The organism is Ruegeria sp. YKSE079 (genome assembly GCF_059612845.1).
This window is the reverse complement of sequence record NZ_JBXWRJ010000016.1, coordinates 39037-55257: the sequence shown is the minus strand read 5'-3', so window position 1 is coordinate 55257 and position 16221 is coordinate 39037. Positions and strand designations below refer to the sequence as shown.

Annotated in this window: 14 protein-coding genes; 5 read left to right on the top strand and 9 right to left on the bottom strand. The window is 57.3% G+C overall.

Annotated elements, in window-relative coordinates; all coding sequences use genetic code 11:
* Positions 1-4 precede the first annotated feature (4 nt).
* The 5 genes from betA to AC2FMY_RS15240 form a co-directional block, all read right to left on the bottom strand.
* Positions 5-1663 carry a choline dehydrogenase gene (betA, locus tag AC2FMY_RS15260; RefSeq protein ID WP_496744924.1) on the bottom strand — a complete coding sequence of 553 codons (1659 nt, stop codon included), beginning with the start codon at positions 1661-1663 and terminating at the stop codon, positions 5-7.
* An 81-nt stretch (positions 1664-1744) separates the two neighbouring features.
* Positions 1745-3253 (bottom strand): choline-sulfatase, encoded by a 1509-nt coding sequence (gene betC, locus AC2FMY_RS15255; protein ID WP_480751083.1) that lies wholly within the window; start codon positions 3251-3253, stop codon positions 1745-1747.
* Positions 3250-3822, bottom strand: a complete 573-nt coding sequence (gene betI, locus AC2FMY_RS15250; RefSeq protein WP_480751085.1) for a choline-binding transcriptional repressor BetI — start codon at positions 3820-3822, stop codon at positions 3250-3252. Before betI ends, betC begins: the two co-directional genes overlap by 4 nt.
* Positions 3823-3924: 102 nt before the next feature.
* Positions 3925-4833, bottom strand: a complete 909-nt coding sequence (locus tag AC2FMY_RS15245) for a DMT family transporter (protein WP_496807664.1) — start codon at positions 4831-4833, stop codon at positions 3925-3927.
* Between the two features lie 39 nt (positions 4834-4872).
* Positions 4873-5472, bottom strand: coding sequence for a LysE/ArgO family amino acid transporter (locus AC2FMY_RS15240; protein WP_496744927.1), 600 nt, complete (start codon positions 5470-5472; stop codon positions 4873-4875).
* An 87-nt stretch (positions 5473-5559) separates the two neighbouring features.
* On the opposite strand from AC2FMY_RS15240, the gene AC2FMY_RS15235 reads away from it, so the two are divergent.
* Positions 5560-6444 carry an ArgP/LysG family DNA-binding transcriptional regulator gene (locus AC2FMY_RS15235; protein ID WP_496744929.1) on the top strand — a complete coding sequence of 295 codons (885 nt, stop codon included), beginning with the start codon at positions 5560-5562 and terminating at the stop codon, positions 6442-6444.
* A 41-nt stretch (positions 6445-6485) separates the two neighbouring features.
* Positions 6486-7175, top strand: a complete 690-nt coding sequence (locus tag AC2FMY_RS15230; RefSeq protein ID WP_480751090.1) for a nitroreductase family protein — start codon at positions 6486-6488, stop codon at positions 7173-7175.
* 88 nt (positions 7176-7263) lie between these two features.
* On the opposite strand, the gene AC2FMY_RS15225 is transcribed toward AC2FMY_RS15230, so the two are convergent.
* A complete protein-coding gene (locus AC2FMY_RS15225; RefSeq protein WP_480751092.1) occupies positions 7264-8004 on the bottom strand; it encodes a YebC/PmpR family DNA-binding transcriptional regulator in 741 nt (246 codons plus the stop codon).
* A 107-nt stretch (positions 8005-8111) separates the two neighbouring features.
* On the opposite strand from AC2FMY_RS15225, the gene AC2FMY_RS15220 reads away from it, so the two are divergent.
* The 3 genes from AC2FMY_RS15220 (at position 8112) to AC2FMY_RS15210 (ending at position 12399) form a co-directional block, all read left to right on the top strand.
* Entirely contained in the window at positions 8112-9884 is a 1773-nt protein-coding gene (locus tag AC2FMY_RS15220) for an SLC13 family permease (protein WP_496744931.1), read from the top strand.
* Between the two features lie 48 nt (positions 9885-9932).
* Positions 9933-10667: a glutamine amidotransferase gene (locus AC2FMY_RS15215; protein ID WP_496807663.1), complete on the top strand. Its 735-nt coding sequence runs from the start codon at positions 9933-9935 to the stop codon at positions 10665-10667.
* Positions 10668-10737: 70 nt separating this feature from the next.
* Positions 10738-12399, top strand: a complete 1662-nt coding sequence (locus AC2FMY_RS15210; RefSeq protein WP_496807662.1) for an FAD-binding dehydrogenase — start codon at positions 10738-10740, stop codon at positions 12397-12399.
* A gap of 145 nt (positions 12400-12544) precedes the next feature.
* Here AC2FMY_RS15210 and AC2FMY_RS15205 read toward each other — a convergent pair whose 3' ends face one another.
* From AC2FMY_RS15205 to AC2FMY_RS15195, 3 genes are all read right to left on the bottom strand, one after another.
* Positions 12545-13291, bottom strand: a complete 747-nt coding sequence (locus AC2FMY_RS15205; RefSeq protein WP_496807661.1) for a YbaY family lipoprotein — start codon at positions 13289-13291, stop codon at positions 12545-12547.
* A 105-nt stretch (positions 13292-13396) separates the two neighbouring features.
* Complete coding sequence (locus AC2FMY_RS15200; protein ID WP_496807660.1) at positions 13397-15175, bottom strand: SLC13 family permease; 1779 nt, start codon at positions 15173-15175, stop codon at positions 13397-13399.
* A gap of 100 nt (positions 15176-15275) precedes the next feature.
* Positions 15276-16088: a TIGR00282 family metallophosphoesterase gene (locus AC2FMY_RS15195; RefSeq protein WP_480751099.1), complete on the bottom strand. Its 813-nt coding sequence runs from the start codon at positions 16086-16088 to the stop codon at positions 15276-15278.
* Positions 16089-16221 lie beyond the last annotated feature (133 nt).

Below are 16221 nucleotides of genomic sequence, written 5' to 3'. Positions count from 1 at the left end.
TTTCTTAACGTTGCGCCACGTTCCACTGCGGATGAAGCCAAGGTTCGTCATTGGCCCGCGGCAGCGGGCTGCGCCCCAAAAGATGGTCGGATACTTTTTCTCCAACCATGATCGAAGGAGCGTTGAGATTGCCATTGGTGATCTGTGGGAAAATCGAACTGTCCGCTACCCAGAGACCATCGACCCCGATCACCCGGCCCTGTGGGTCGACAACGGCATTGGGATCATCCGCCCGACCCATCCGGCAGGTTCCGCAAGGATGATAGGCGCTTTCCGCGTGTTCCGCGATAAAACCATCAAGTTCCTCGTCTGACTGCACGGCTGCACCCGGCTGGATTTCCTTGCCCGCAAACGGCTTGAACGCTTCTTGTGAAAAGATTTCTCGGGTCAAGCGGATACAGGTGCGGAAATCCTCCCAATCCTCTTCATGGCTCATATAGTTGAAGCGAATGATCGGTGCGTCTTCGACCCGCGCCGAGCGGAGGGTGACGTTGCCACGGGATGGCGACCGCATCGGGCCAACATGGGCCTGGAAGCCGTGGCCTTCGGCGGCGGCCTGCCCATCATAGCGCACGGCAATCGGCAGGAAATGGTACTGGATGTCCGGGTATTTGACGCCGGGTTTCGAGCGGATGAAGGCTGCGCTTTCGAATTGGTTCGACGCGCCCAGACCGGTCTTGGTGAACAACCACTGTGCGCCGATCGCGCCTTTGCCGATCAGGTTCCAGTATTTGTACAAGGTGACCGGCTGGATGGCCTGCTGTTGAATGTATAGCTCCAGATGGTCCTGCAGGTTGGCGCCCACACCCGGGCGGTCCGCAATGACGTCAATACCGTGTTCGACAAGATGCGCACCCGCGCCGATACCTGACAGCATCAGGAGCTTGGGCGAGTTGATCGAGGAGGCAGCCAAAACAACCTCGCGCCGCGCGCGGATCACTTCCTTTCTACCGCCTCGCAAAATCTCGACGCCTGTCGCCCGACCGTCTTCGATGACGATCCGCGCCGCCAGCCCCCGTACGATATCGCAGTTCGGGCGCTTCAGCGCGGGTTTGAGATAGGCATTGGCTGCCGACCAACGCCGTCCTTTCCAGACGGTCTGTTCCATCGGGCCAAAACCTTCCTGCTTTTCACCGTTGTAGTCGCCGGTCACTTCATAGCCAGCCTGCTGTCCAGCCTCGACAAACGCCTTGAACAGCGGGTTCGACCTCGGTCCGCGCGTCACGTGCAAAGGGCCATCCGTTCCGCGCCAGGTCGGGTCGCCGCCATGGCCGCCATCGTGCCACGTCTCCATCCGTTTGAAATAGGGCAGTACATCCGAATAGGCCCAGCCGTCGGCGCCCATCTCGGACCAGGTGTCGAAATCCATCGCATGACCGCGTACATAGACCATGCCATTGATAGAAGACGACCCACCGATCACCTTGCCGCGCGGGCAGGCCAGACGCCGATTGTTCAGTTTCGGTTCGGGTTCCGATTGATACCCCCAATCATAGCGCGACATGTTCATAGGATAGCTGAGCGCCGCCGGCATCTGGATGAACGGCCCCGCATCGGTGCCGCCATATTCAATCACCAAAACCGAAGCCCCGGCCTCGCTCAGTCGATACGCCATCGCGCAACCGGCCGATCCTGCACCGACGATGACAAAATCTGCTTCCATGTTCACGTCTCCTTCGTCCCGCCGGAATGGCAATTGATCGCTATCGGCTCCGTCGGGAGTATTATCAAAAAGATGAAGAGGTTATTCGCCGCGCGGGAAACGCTGGCTTTCCTCAAGGTTGTCCAAATTCATGTGATTCCGCATGTACCGTTCGGATGCCTTCTGAAGCGGCTGATAGTCCCACGGGAAATAGCCGCCTTGCCTGAGCGCCTCATACACCACCCAGCGGCGCGCCTGGCTTGCCCTGACTTCGGTGTCGAAGCGTTCAAGATCCCATCGTGCTTCGGATTTGGCCTTGAGGGTCTGCAAAGTTCCGGCATGGGCCGGTTCATCGGCCAGATTGTTCAACTCATGCGGATCGTTTTCCAGATCGAACAGTTGGTCGGGGTCCAGTGCACAGCGATTGTATTTCCATTTGCCGTAACGCATCGACACCAAAGGCGCATAAGACGCCTCAGCCGCATACTCCATCAAAACCGGCTCGGTTCGATCTGTGCCATTGGCAAGCGGCACGAGGTTGTGACCGTCGGTCCAGGGTGCCAGTTCATCCATATTGACGCCAGCCAGAACACCAAGTGTCGGTGTTACGTCGATGGTCGACACAGGTGTATCAATCAACTCGACAGGCATTCCGGGAGCAGAAATCATCAGCGGAACGCGCGCCGACCCTTCATAGAAGTTCATCTTGAACCACAACCCGCGCTCACCCAGCATGTCGCCGTGGTCGGACACGAAAAGGATGATTGCCTCTTGCCGGGTGGTATCCAACACTTCGAGGATTTCACCGATTTTGTCGTCCAAATACGAGATATTGGCAAAATAGGCCCGACGCGATTTACGAATATCCTCTTCGGAGATTTCAAAGCTGCGCCAGTCGTTTGCATCGAAAATGCGCTTGGCGTGCGGGTCCTGATTGTCATAGCCCAGATCGCTTACCTCGGGCAGCAGATGCTCGCATTCCTCGTAGAGGTCCCAATACTTGCGACGCGCGACATAGGGGTCGTGCGGATGTGTGAAACTTACGGTCACACACCATGGACGGTCGTCGCGGCCCCGCGCCAGATCATAAAGCTTGGTCTTTGCATAGTAGGCGACCTCGTCATCATATTCCATCTGGTTGGTGATTTCGGCCACCCCTGCCCCAGTGACAGACCCCATGTTGTGATACCACCAGTCGATCCTCTCACCCGGCTTGCGATAATCCGGCGTCCAGCCGAAATCGGCCGGATAGATGTCGGTGGTCAACCGCTCCTCGAAACCATGCAACTGATCGGGACCAACGAAATGCATCTTGCCGCTGAGGCAGGTGTAGTAGCCCGCACGGCGCAGATGATGGGCGTAGGTCGGGATAGCACTGCTGAATTCGGCTGCGTTGTCATAGACACCGGTGCGCGAAGGCAATTGCCCCGACATGAAACTCGCCCGTCCCGGAGCGCAGAGCGGCGACGCAGTATAGGCATTGACGAAGCGCGTTGAACGCTCGGCCAGTTTCTTCAGGTTTGGCGCATGCAGCCAGTCGGCGGGACCGTCGGGGAAGAGGGTTCCGTTCAACTGATCCACCATCAGGATCAGAATATTGGGCTTTGTCATTTACCAGCCTCGATAAGGGTGTTGAGAACGCGCAAAGCGTGGTTGACGGCAAGTTCGGGTTGCTCTGGTGCGCTCAGCGCCGCACGGATATACAATCCATCGATCATGGCAATCATGTTCTCAGCGCCTTCTGCGGGGTCCTCCAATAGGGGGCGCAGTGCGTCAACCAGATTGGACCTAATACGCGCCTGGTATATTTGCCAAAGGCGAAGGGCATCATTATTGGTCTGCGCCAGAACATAGAAGGTCATCCAAGCGGCGATTACATCCGGGGTGAAACAAGAAGGAGCGAAACAGGCTCGGATAATTGCCTGGGCACGTTCGGTCTTTGGTGCGCTCTTCAATTCAGATCGCGCTTCTTCGCCAAAATCCGACAGGATACGACGCATGGCGGCCAGAAATATCTGGTCCTTGCCGCCGAAATAGTGGTGCGCCAACGCGCTGGACATTCCTGCACGTTTGGCAATCTGGCTAACCGTCACGTCGAGCGACTTTTTCACGCCAAGCTCGGCGATGGTCGCCTTCACGATCGCGTCGCGTCGGATCGGTTCCATTCCGAGTTTCGGCATGTCGGTCTCCTTCGAGCCAGTGTAATATCCGAAACGCTAAAAGGATTTTATTGACTCGTCAATCAATAACCGATTTTTCACCGGATGCCCTGCTTCAGGCAATCAGAATTTCGTTGCCAAATTTGGCGGAGTAACCGCGCGGCGCAACAAAACGGCTTCGCGCCAAGTCATAAAGCTGACTGCGCCCAATATCAGCGTACCACTTGCGACCACCCATAGATCGACACGTTCACCAAAGGCCAGTGCGCCAAGCAGAGTCGCCCAGATCAACTGCACGAAGGTCACGGGTTGCGTCACCGTGATGGGTGCCGCCTGCATCGCAAGCGTCATGCAATAGTGCCCACCTGTCGCAAAGCAGGCAATCAGAAACAACACCCCCAGATCCTGCCAGCTTGGCGGTGTCCAGACAGAAACGGCAAAGGGAATCAAAGCCACGGTGACCCAGATCGACAAGTGCGCAACGACAACAGACGGGCGAAGATCCTGAACCAGAACCTTCGCGATCAGATAGGACCCGCCCAAAGCGAGTGCCGTACCTAACATGGCCAGATGTCCCTGTGATATTTCGCGAAACCCCGGGCGCAGAATGATCAGAACTCCGATCAATGCGGCTCCTATCGCAACAACACGACGGGCGGCAAGGCGTTCCCGCAAAAACAAGACCGCGCCCAAGGTAACGTAGATCGGCGTGAGATAGTTCATTGCCGTCACCTCTGCCAAAGGGATCTGGGTCATCGCGAAGAACCATAGCATGACGGCAATCGCATGAATCCCGCCACGGATACCGAACAACACCCAGTGTTTTTTGGTCAATCGCGCCGAAAGGATCGCACGCATTGCCGGAAGCAGGAACACTAGCCCCAACAGATAGCGTAAAAATGCTGCCTGAATGGGATGCATGGCGGTTCCCATGGATTTGACCATCGCCGTCATTATCACAAAGGAAAACCCAGCCGACAGCATCCAGAAGATACCGGCAAGGGGGCGGGATTGGGCGGCGATCGTTGTCATGCTAACGGTTCAACATGGAATGGGCACTTGTGCAAGACTTCACATCGCAACCAACTTCCATGCAATCCCAAGCATGGTCAGCCCAATCATGGCGTCCAGATATCGCCAGGCACCCGGGCGCGCAAAGATCGGAGCTATCAAACGCGCCCCGTATCCAAGCGAGAAAAAGAAGGCAAAGCTGGATGTCACCGCGCCCAAGGCAAATCCGAACCGATCATCGTATTGTGCCGATATCGAGCCGATCAGGACCACGGTGTCCAGATAGACATGCGGATTGAGCCATGTGAATGCAAGAACCGTGAACATTGCCCCGCGCAGGCTGGTTCGCTGATGTCTATCCGCCTGCAGCGTTGCGCCGCTTGTCCAGGCCGACCACAGACTGCGTGTGCCATACCAGAACAGAAAAGCTGCTCCGCCATACCGCATGACGGTCTCGAAACTTGGCACAGTTGCAGCCAAGGCCCCAAACCCGGCAACACCCGCAACAATAAGCACGGCATCAGACAACGCACATGTCAGACACAAGGCAAAGACGTGCTCGCGTCGCAAACCCTGACGAAGGATAAATGCGTTTTGTGCGCCAATCGCGAGGATGAGGCTGAAGCCAAGCGCAAAGCCGGAAATGAAAGAGGCGGGCATGGGCACTCCTGTGGACGACCGGAATTGACTAGCCGCGCTTGAACGATCTATCAAATTAAAGATGATAATGCAGATTAAGAATTGCTAATGACTCTCGATACCGGTCAATTAAATGCTCTCGCAGCGATATTACGATTGGGAAGCTTCGAAGCGGCGGCCGATGAACTGGCGGTAACGTCTTCGGCGATTTCCCAGCGGATCAAGGCGCTGGAAGACAGGATCGGGATACCCTTGGTCCATCGAGGCCCCCCGTGCACGGGAACCGTCGCGGGCTTGAGGCTTGCCAAGCATGCCGAAGACGTCCGACTGCTAGAAGCCAAACTGAACCGGGATCTGTCTTTGGATCAAAGTTTTGGTCCGACATTATTGAAGATCGCTGTCCCCGCCGACAGTCTGGCGACTTGGTTCATCGCTGCAATGGCTGGTGCAGATGACATGCTTTTTGATCTGCTGATCGACGATCAGGATCACTCCGCCGACTGGTTGCGACGAGGAGAAGTTGGTGCAGCGATTACGGTCGGCGGCAAACCTGTGACCGGTTGCGATGCGTACCCGCTGGGAACCTTGCGGTACATAGCGACAGCCAGCCCGGGTTTCGTTCAGCACTGGTTTTCTGGTGGCGTCACGCCAGCAGCACTAGCCAAGGCTCCCTGCATGACTTTCAATCGCAAGGATGGTCTGCAAAAGGCTTGGCTGGCCGCCAATGCTGGCGCCCGGATCAACCCACCATCGCACTTCCTTCCGTCAACGCATGCATTTGTCGAAGCCGCGTGCGCAGGAATTGCTTGGGGTATGAATCCTGAACCCCTTGTTCGGGACCACCTTCGTGCGGGCCGCCTGCTCCCACTTTTGCCCGACACGCCGCTCGACGTGCCTTTGACCTGGCAGGTCAGCCGCATCGTGGCCCCTGCGATCACGCACCTGACCGGCGCGATCAAAACCGCCGCTGCGAGTGGGTTGCAACCCGACTGAACTCGCTGGATAACAGGACCAACAATGTTGGAGTGCATGCCATGTTTTCGCGAAATGCGCTAAGCTATGACCCTATCCCGCTGCCCGACCGAGCCGACTTGGCCGATGTCGAAATGATCACGGCTGCACAGGCGTTCCACGAAGTCATGCGCAAGCGCCATACTGTTCGAGACTACTGCGATCGCCCGGTCCCCCGCAATGTGATTGAAACCTGCATTCGCACCGCAGGGACCGCCCCGTCGGGCGCCAACCACCAACCCTGGCACTTCGCGGCTGTGTCCAATCCTGCCCTAAAACAGCGCATCCGAGAGGAGGCCGAAGAAGAAGAGCGCCGATTCTACGCAGGCACTGCCGGGGATGAATGGATCAAGGCGTTGGAACCGATCGGGACCAACGCGATCAAGGAGCACCTGACCGTTGCCCCGTGGCTGATCGTGGTTTTTGCCCAGCGCTGGGGACAGTTCGAAGATGGAACCCGATACAAAAACTACTACGTGCCGGAAAGCGTCAATATCGCCACAGGTTTCCTGCTGGCCGCGCTGCATCACGCCGGTCTGTCCACGCTGACACACACGCCGAATCCTATGCGGTTCCTGAACGACGCACTTGAACGTCCTGCCTCGGAGAAACCGACGATGATCATCGCCGTGGGGCACCCGGCTGGGAATGCGACAGTCCCCGCAGTGGCCAAGCTGAAAAAGCCACTAGAGGACATCAGCAGCTTTTTTTGACCGCGACACGTCTCAGTTACCCTAAGGAGCGACAACAAAAAAAACCCGGCGGAACACGCCGGGCTGTGTGATGGGCCATGACACAAGATCACAGTTGCGCCATCACCTCATCCGTGGCTTCGAAATTGGTGGTGACGCGCTGCACGTCGTCATCATCTTCCAGCGCATCCACCAACTTCATCAGACGCTGCATGTCATCCAAACCCAACTCCGTGGTTGTGGTGGGCTTCCAGACCAGCTTGGTTGATTCCGATTCACCAAGTGTCTCTTCAAGCGCGCTCGACACCTCGTTCAGATCAGAGTCGGCGCACCAGATGATATGGCCCTCTTCCGAGCTTTCGACATCCTCGGCGCCGGCTTCGATGGCTGCTTCAAAGATGGTATCTGCATCCCCGGCATCCGCAGGATAGACCACTTCGCCCTTGCGTTCGAACATGAAGCCCACCGACCCGGTTTCACCCAGATTGCCGCCATTCTTTGAAAACGTCGAGCGCACATTGGACGCTGTGCGGTTCTTGTTGTCGGTCATCGTCTCGACGATCACCGCGACGCCGTTTGGGCCATAGCCTTCGTAGCGGATTTCTTCATAGCTCTCGGCATCGCCGCCAGAGGCTTTCTTGATGGCCCGTTCAATGTTGTCCTTGGGCATCGACTGGCCCTTGGCCTCTTTCACCGCCAGACGCAGGCGTGGGTTTTTCTCTGGATCGGGATCACCCATTTTGGCAGCGACAGTGATCTCTTTCGACAATTTGGAAAACAGCTTGGACCGAGCGGCGTCCTGGCGCCCCTTGCGGTGCTGAATGTTGGCCCATTTGGAATGGCCGGCCATGTTGCGTCCTCGTCATGATTGCGTATTCGGCGCTCATATAGACGTTTGCGAGGCCAGGGATCAAGAGAGCCGCTTGCAGGTACGTCCGTGCAAGCTAATGTGATCGCATGACGGCTGATCAAATCATTCTTTTCTCACTGTTCATTTCAGTCTTTGGCCTGTTGTTATGGGGGCGATTCAGATATGATCTTGTCGCCTTTGCCGCGCTTATGGTTGGCGTTGTTCTGGGGGTCGTTCCGTTAGACAATGCTTTTTCCGGGTTTGGCCACCCCGCCACGATTGTTGTGGCATTGGTGCTTGTTGTTTCGGCAGGGCTAGTCCGATCGGGGGCAGTGTTCCTGATCACCCGAACTCTGGTGGATGCATCGCGCAGCCTGGGAGCGCATATTGCCTTGATGGGCGGGCTTGGGGCGATCCTGTCGGCCTTCATGAACAATGTTGCGGCGCTGGCGTTGCTGATGCCAGTGGATATCCAGACCTCGCGCAAGGCCGGTCGTTCAGCGGGGATGTCGCTGATGCCGCTGAGCTTTGCCACCATTCTTGGTGGCATGGCCACACTGATCGGCACGCCCCCAAATATCATTATCGCATCGATCCGCGGAGAGGCCTTGGGCGAGCCATATCACATGTTCGACTTTGCACCTGTCGGCGGGTTGGCGGCAATCGCCGGGTTGATCTTCGTTGCGCTGATCGGTTGGCGGCTGATCCCGGATCGCGGCATGAAGGGGGACACATCAGAAACGCTGGCCGAATATATCGCCGAACTTACCATTCCCGAAGGTTCATCACATATCGGCAAGCGTCTGGCTGAACTGGACGAGGTTGCCGAGAAAACAGACGTGGCCATTCTGGGTTTGATCCGCGACGAGAAAAGGCGTTATGGTCGGGCGGCGAATACCCTGCTCGAGGCTTGCGATACCTTGGTTCTGGAGGCCACGCCTGAGGCTTTGGACGAGTTTCGCTCCGCTGTCAGCCTAGATTTTTCCGATGCGCAAAGACAAAAGGCGCTGACCGCCGCGGGCGAAGGGCTGGAAGTTCTGGAGGTCGTTGTGCCGGAAACTGCTCGTGTCGCAGGACGAACGGCGCAAGGGCTTGGCCTGACATGGCGTCAAAGCACGGTGTTGATGGGGATCTCCCGGCAGGGCCGGAAGATCACCAAGCAGGTGCGCAAAACCGAAATCGAGCCAGGTGATATCCTGCTGTTGCTCTGCCCCCGCGACCATGGCGCGGATGTGACCGAATGGTTGGGTTGCCTGCCCTTGGCGGAACGCGGACTGAACGTAACGGCCAATGAAAAAGCAGGCCTCGCCATTGCGCTGTTCGCGGCTGCGGTTCTGGCCGCTAGCGTCGGTCTGATCTATTTGCCGATTGCTCTGGGACTTGTGGTCATCGCCTATGTCCTGACCAAGATCCTGCCGATTGCACAGATATATGACCACATCGAATGGCCAGTCGTCGTTCTGCTGGGCTCAATGATCCCGCTTGGCGCAGCGCTGGAAACATCAGGCGGCACGGAGCTAATAGCCAATGCGCTGGTGTCGGTCACAAGCGGCATGCCAGCCTGGGTGATCCTAACGGTATTGATGGTTGTCACCATGACGCTGTCAGACGTGCTGAACAACACGGCGACAACAATCGTCGCCGCCCCAGTGGGCATCCAGATGGCGCAAACGCTTGGAGTATCGGCCGATCCGTTTCTGATGGCTGTTGCCGTTGCCGCGTCGGCTGCTTTTCTGACCCCGATCGGCCACAAGAACAACACTCTGATCCTTGGTCCTGGCGGCTATCACTTTGCCGATTACTGGCGCATGGGGCTGCCGCTGGAGTTGTTGATCGTGGTTGTCTCCATCCCCGCAATCCTTCTGTTCTGGCCGTTGTGAGGGGGCAGCGTATTGCCAAACAGCGCCTGTCCCGGCTAAGGGCACATCATGAAACGCTTTCTGATCCTACAACTTCGCCCCGAAACCGATGCAGCGGATGCCGAGTTCGCGTCCATTCTCGACAAATGCGGGCTGCCGCCTGACCGCGCACATCGCATTCGGCTAGATTGTGAGGATCTGCCCGACGGGTTGAACGTACATGACTATGCCGGTGTGATCGTTGGTGGCGGGCCTGGTTGTGTCAGCGACGATCCTACCAGGAAATCGGCGATGGACGCCCGGATCGAGGCAATGGTCATGGGGCTGATGCCGCAGATCATCGAATCCGATCATCCGTTCATGGGATGCTGCTATGGGCTGGGAATTCTTGCAGCCCATCTGGGCGGTGAGGTCAGCAAAGCGCAATACAGCGAACCGGTCGGTCCTTCGACATGCACCCTTACCCATGATGCAAGCACTGATCCCCTTACTGCGAGTCTCCCCGCTGTCTTTGAAGCGTTTGTCGGCCACAAGGAGGCGGTGCAATCGCTACCTCCGGGTTGCGTGCATCTGGTTGCCTCGGACCCCTGTCCTTTTCAGATGATCCGCTGGGGGCAGAATGTTTATGCCACCCAGTTCCATCCCGAAGCGGATGCAAAAGACTTTGAGCAGCGAATCAACATTTACAAGGATTACGGCTATTTCCCGCCCGAGGATGCAGAGCGCTTGATCGGGATGTGTCACGCTGCCAATGTGACCCAGCCCGGCGTGATCCTGCGACGGTTTGCTGAACGTTTCGGCTGACCTCGCGGCAACTCCCATTGCCTGAGCCAGCGACGCAAAGCTAGGCTATACCCGAGAGGGAGGATACGCCATGGCAACGGACTCGGCGGACGCAATCATCGTCGGAGCTGGATTGGCGGGATTGGCCGCAGCCGCAGAGCTGGGAGATCGAGGCAAGCGGGTGATCCTGCTGGATCAGGAGCCGGAACATTTTCTGGGTGGGCAGGCCTTCTGGAGCCTCGGAGGCCTATTCATGGTGGACACGCCAGAACAACGCCGCATGGGTATCCGTGACAGCGGCGAGTTGGCGATGCGCGACTGGCTGGCTAGCGCGCAATTCGACCGACCCGAAGATCACTGGCCGCAGAAATGGGCCGAAGCTTATGTCGAATTTGCCTCTGGTGAAATGCGCCCCTGGTTGCATGAAATGGGGCTGCGCTGGTTTCCCGTGGTTGGCTGGGCCGAGCGTGGCGGATCATATGCCAATGGTCACGGCAATTCTGTGCCCCGCTTTCACATCACGTGGGGGACCGGACCCGGTATATTGGCCCCATTCATTCGCCGTGTGAACGAACACGTTGCTGCCGGGCGCGTAACGTTCCGCTTCCGCCATCGGGTCAACCAGGTCATCATGGAAAATGGCGCCGCCAAAGGCGTCGCCGGTGTAGTGCTGGCAGATGATACCGCCGAGCGCGGCAAAAAAACCAATCGCGACGAAGTAACGGCGTTCGAGGTTCACGCCCCTTCAGTTGTCGTGACCTCTGGCGGCATTGGCGGTAATTTCGAGATGGTGCGCAAGGCCTGGCCGCGAGACAGGCTGGGCGAACCTCCGCAGAACATGATTGCCGGAGTTCCTTTCCATGTTGATGGCCGCATGATCGGGATCAGCGAACAGGCTGGTGGACATGTGATCAATGGTGATCGGATGTGGCACTACACCGAAGGCGTCCGCAACTGGGATCCGATCTGGCCCGCACATGGCATTCGCATTCTGCCCGGTCCAAGTTCGATGTGGTTCGACGCGCGAGGCGACCGCCTGCAACCACCCTGCCTGCCAGGGTTTGATACGCTGACCACTTTGCGCACAATCCTAAAAACCGGATTTGAGTACAGCTGGTTTGTCCTGACCCAGAAGGTAATCAAGAAAGAATTCGCCTTGTCCGGGTCCGAGCAGAACCCCGATTTCACATCCGCTAGCTGGAAAGAAGTGATCCGCCAGCGCATTCTGTCGGGAGCAAAAGCGACCGGTCCAGTAGAGGCGTTCAAGGATCATGGCGAGGACTTCATCGTGGCCAACTCGCTTTCCGACCTTGTGGTAGGCATGAACAAGTTGGGTGGCAACTTGATCAACGAGGCACATCTGCGTGCCCAGATCGAGGCGCGCGATAGCCAAATGGACAACCCCTTCACCAAGGATGTTCAAATCATGGCCATTCACGCGGCCCGCAACTATCGAGGCGACCGCCTGGTCAGAACGGCCAAACCGCACAAATTTCTCGATCCAGCCAATGGTCCGCTAATTGCGGTCAAATTGCATATCCTCACGCGCAAAACGCTGGGCGGGCTGCAAACCGATCTCGACAGCCGGATGATCAGTGCGGATGGCGCTCCGGTCCCGGGTCTATTCGCTGCGGGCGAGGTCGCCGGGTTCGGAGGCGGCGGTTATCACGGATACAACGCATTGGAAGGCACATTCTTGGGTGGCTGCATCTTTTCCGGCCGCAACGCGGGCCGTTCGACGTCAATCGCATGACACTGGCCCGGAACATTCGCCAGAGCACTGGATCAGTCCCTGTGACTTTCAAGGATGCGGTGACCACACAACGTGATTTTTTGCGAACGAGTTTCCGTGTCTTTCTGACTGCCCTGACGAGTTGAAGTGCAGCTCTCGGAGCAAACTATTTTATTCGTTCAAACCGTAAAACCGGAGCGCCTTGCCCGTCTACCAGTATTAGTTTGTCAGGCTCCACTGAATACCCTTCCACTCGCGGAAGGGTCGCAAGGAACTCCCCTTCCATTTCATCCAGCGGCGGCGGACAGGCCATCAAAGTGGCAGCCATATTGTCTGGAAAGCTCATAGTGCTGGCCGTAATATCCATCTGACCGGAAAACCTGTTGCATCCTCCGTTACCACCGAACTGTCCGCTTTCGCCAAATGCGATCTCGGGCCGTTTGTCGCTATCTATGGATTGCCCATTGATCTCGACCGCCCGCCAGGTGGTGTTTTCGAGCATCGCTCCCGCCTGCCCCGCAACCTGTATCATGATCAGATCAACCGCATCGCCAGCTCCATGGGTCAAAACCGGGTTGGCCGTATCAGTGGTGAACACCAGCCTTCGCCCCTGATACACAGAAGCCCGCACGACATATCGCATTGCCTCATCAATCAAGGCATCGTCGTAGGTCAGCTCAAACGACGCCGGCACGGAGGTCAGCGCGTAACGTTGGGATGCAAGAACTACCGCAGGAACATCCGCCAACGAAACATCCAGTAGCACAACGTCCAGAACAGCGTCTTGCGGGACCGCGATACGTTCTTTGTAGGTTGCTGTTCCCGTTACTGTCCCGGCCAACGCAATAGAGTGCCCAAGCCACAAAGCTGCAATCCCCGAAAATGCCACCAAGCGAATGGTTCGACTGTGCATTGTCCTTAACCCCTTTCGTACAAATCTCTTTCAAGATTGGGATGGGCCGGTCAAATTCAAGTTCGTCCCGCTTCGATCGGCGGCAATGCGCCTTATTAATTCACGTCAAAGCGGCCACAGCAGCGGAATGAGCAGCGACGCCAGCAACCCGACCGTGAGATTGAGCGGCACACCGACCTTCATGAAGTCCATGAACTTATACCCACCCGGCCCATAGACCATCATGTTCGTCTGATATCCGATAGGTGTTGCAAAAGACGCCGATGCAGCAACCATGACCGCCACCACCAAAGGGCGCGGATCCACGCCCACAGCCTGCGCCAACCCAATGGCGATGGGTGTAACGACCACAGCAACTGCGTTGTTGGAAACCAGTTCGGTCAGGATAGAGGTCAGCAGGTAAACCGCCCAGACGATCATGAATGGTGGCAACATGCTCAACACCGGGGCGACGGCATTCACGATCATCTCGACCGCACCTGAACTTTCCAAAGCAGCGCCAATCGCCAGCATGGCGAAGATGAGCGCGAGCAGGCGCCCCTCCACGAAAGAGAACGCCTCATCAGCATCGATGCAACGGGTGGCCAGCACCACCGCGACAGCGAGGACCGACAACAGGAGAATGGGGGCTACACCGAGCGCGGCGAGCAACACGATTCCTAGCAACGCCGAAACTGCAATGGGCGCGTGACTGCGGCGATAGGCACGCGCAGAAGGCTGCGAGACGTCGACCATGTCCATGTCGGCGGCCAGTCGCTGGATATCCGCTGGAGCGCCTTCCAACAGTAGCGTGTCGCCAACCCTGACGATCAGATCGTCCAGTTGGCCACTGATGTTCTGGTTTCGGCGATGCACAGCCAATACGTAAACGCCATAACGACGGCGCAGGCGCATCGCACCCAGGGCGCGCCCGACCATTCTGCATCCTGGCGTGATCAGCACTTCGACCGTCTTGGTCTCGACCGCGGATACCTGATCGACACGCTTGAGTTCCTTGTTGCTTTGCAAGCTCAGCAACTCGGTCATCTGCGTGCGCAAAACAACCCGGTCACCAAGTTGCAAAGTAACACCCTTTAGGTCGCGACGCAGCGATTCATCCCCCCGGATCACGTCGATAAGCCGCACACCGGGGCGTTTGAACAACTGAACTCCGATCACTTCGCGACCGATCAGATTGCTCTCGGGGGGGATCACCGCCTCGGTGAAGAACTTCATCTTGGAGCGGTCGCTCAGCATCATCGCCATGCTCGTACGCTCGGGCAGCAATCTTGGGCCGATGAAGCGAAGATATACCATCCCGTACGCAACCAGCACCACACCCAGCGGTGTGACTTCGAAAATCGTAAATGGGGGTAATCCCTGCGCCCTTGCCACACCATCGACCAACAGGTTTGTCGACGTGCCAATCAGGGTCAACGTTCCGCCGAGAATGGCGGCATAGCTGAGCGGGATCAGGAGTTTCGAGGCAGAAATGTTCAAAGTTCGGGCAATCTGAACAAAAACCGGGATCATCACCACAACAACCGGCGTGTTCGACACAAAGGCGGATGCGACAACCACAAAAGCTATCAGCAGACCAATTGCAATTCTTGGATTCACCTGCGCCTGTTTTTGCGCCAGCGAGGTAAAAGAATCGAGAGCCCCGGTCCGCACCAAAGCCCCCATGATCAGAAACATGGCTGCAATCGTCCACGGTGCCGGGTTTGCCAGTACCGGCAAGGCCTTTTCATACGGCAAGATGCCGGTAAACAGCATCAACGCGACACCAATGATCGCAACAACCTCAGCTGGCAAAGTTTCACGCAAAAACAACGCAAACATGCCCGCGACGATGGTCAGTGCCAGAACTGCGCTGGCTGTATCTGAATGCTGTAGGAGATCCATTCCCGGTTTATTGCCCGATCCCTTGCCTAACCAACAGTTTCACGCAATTCCCGTGCTTGGCAAGCCTGTCGTTCTTCTCACGTGCGTTCGTTTTGGTGCACTATGGACCGGCTTGCTGCAATCGCCCGCCAACCCGCACCATGCTGACCGAAATCGCCGAACCAGTGCGGTCGTCTGTTTCCACGAAAAAGCCGGACAGGCTCGCCTCTCCACCAGCAGGTGAAAACCGGGTCTTTGACATACCTGTGATGAATCGGCGCATGGGTTCGGCCTTGTCCATTCCAATGACCGAGTCATAGTCGCCGCACATACCCGCATCGCTTAGGTATCCCGTGCCGCCCTGAAGGATCTGGGCGTCAGCTGTGGGTACGTGGGTATGCGTGCCAACAACAAAACTCGCGCGCCCGTCGCAAAAGTGCCCCATCGCCATCTTCTCCGAAGTCGCCTCGCAATGCATGTCTACGATTACGGCCTGCGCAAGCCCGCCGCGCGGGTGTGATTTGAGCACCGGTTCAATGGCCGAAAATGGATCATCAAAGGCCCGTTTCATGAACACCTGTCCCAGCACCTGCGCCACCAGAACCTTGCGCCCCCCCGGAGCATTGAAGAGCCGATACCCCCGCCCCGGCGCGCCCTTGGCGTAGTTAATGGGCCGGATGATGCGCGGCTCACTTTCAATGAACTGCAACATGTCCTTTTGATCGAATGCATGATCGCCCAGCGTTACACAATCGGCACCCGCCGCCAGCAACAGCTTGGCGTGATCCCCGCTCAACCCCATGCCGCTCGAGGCATTCTCGCCATTGACCACGACGAAATCCAGCCGCCACTCGTCTCGCAAGCGTGGCAGATGCTCTTGCACGGCCGTCCGCCCGGAACGGCCCATGACATCACCAAGGAACAGAATTCTCATGGGTCACTCTCCTACGGCCAGCCGTTGGTGAGAACAAGACGCAAGCGGCCAACCTTTGGGAAATGTTGTTCATCCGCCCGATCGAACATAGTTTATTTCGACAAACAACACGTGCTCTGCCACGCGCGGGTCT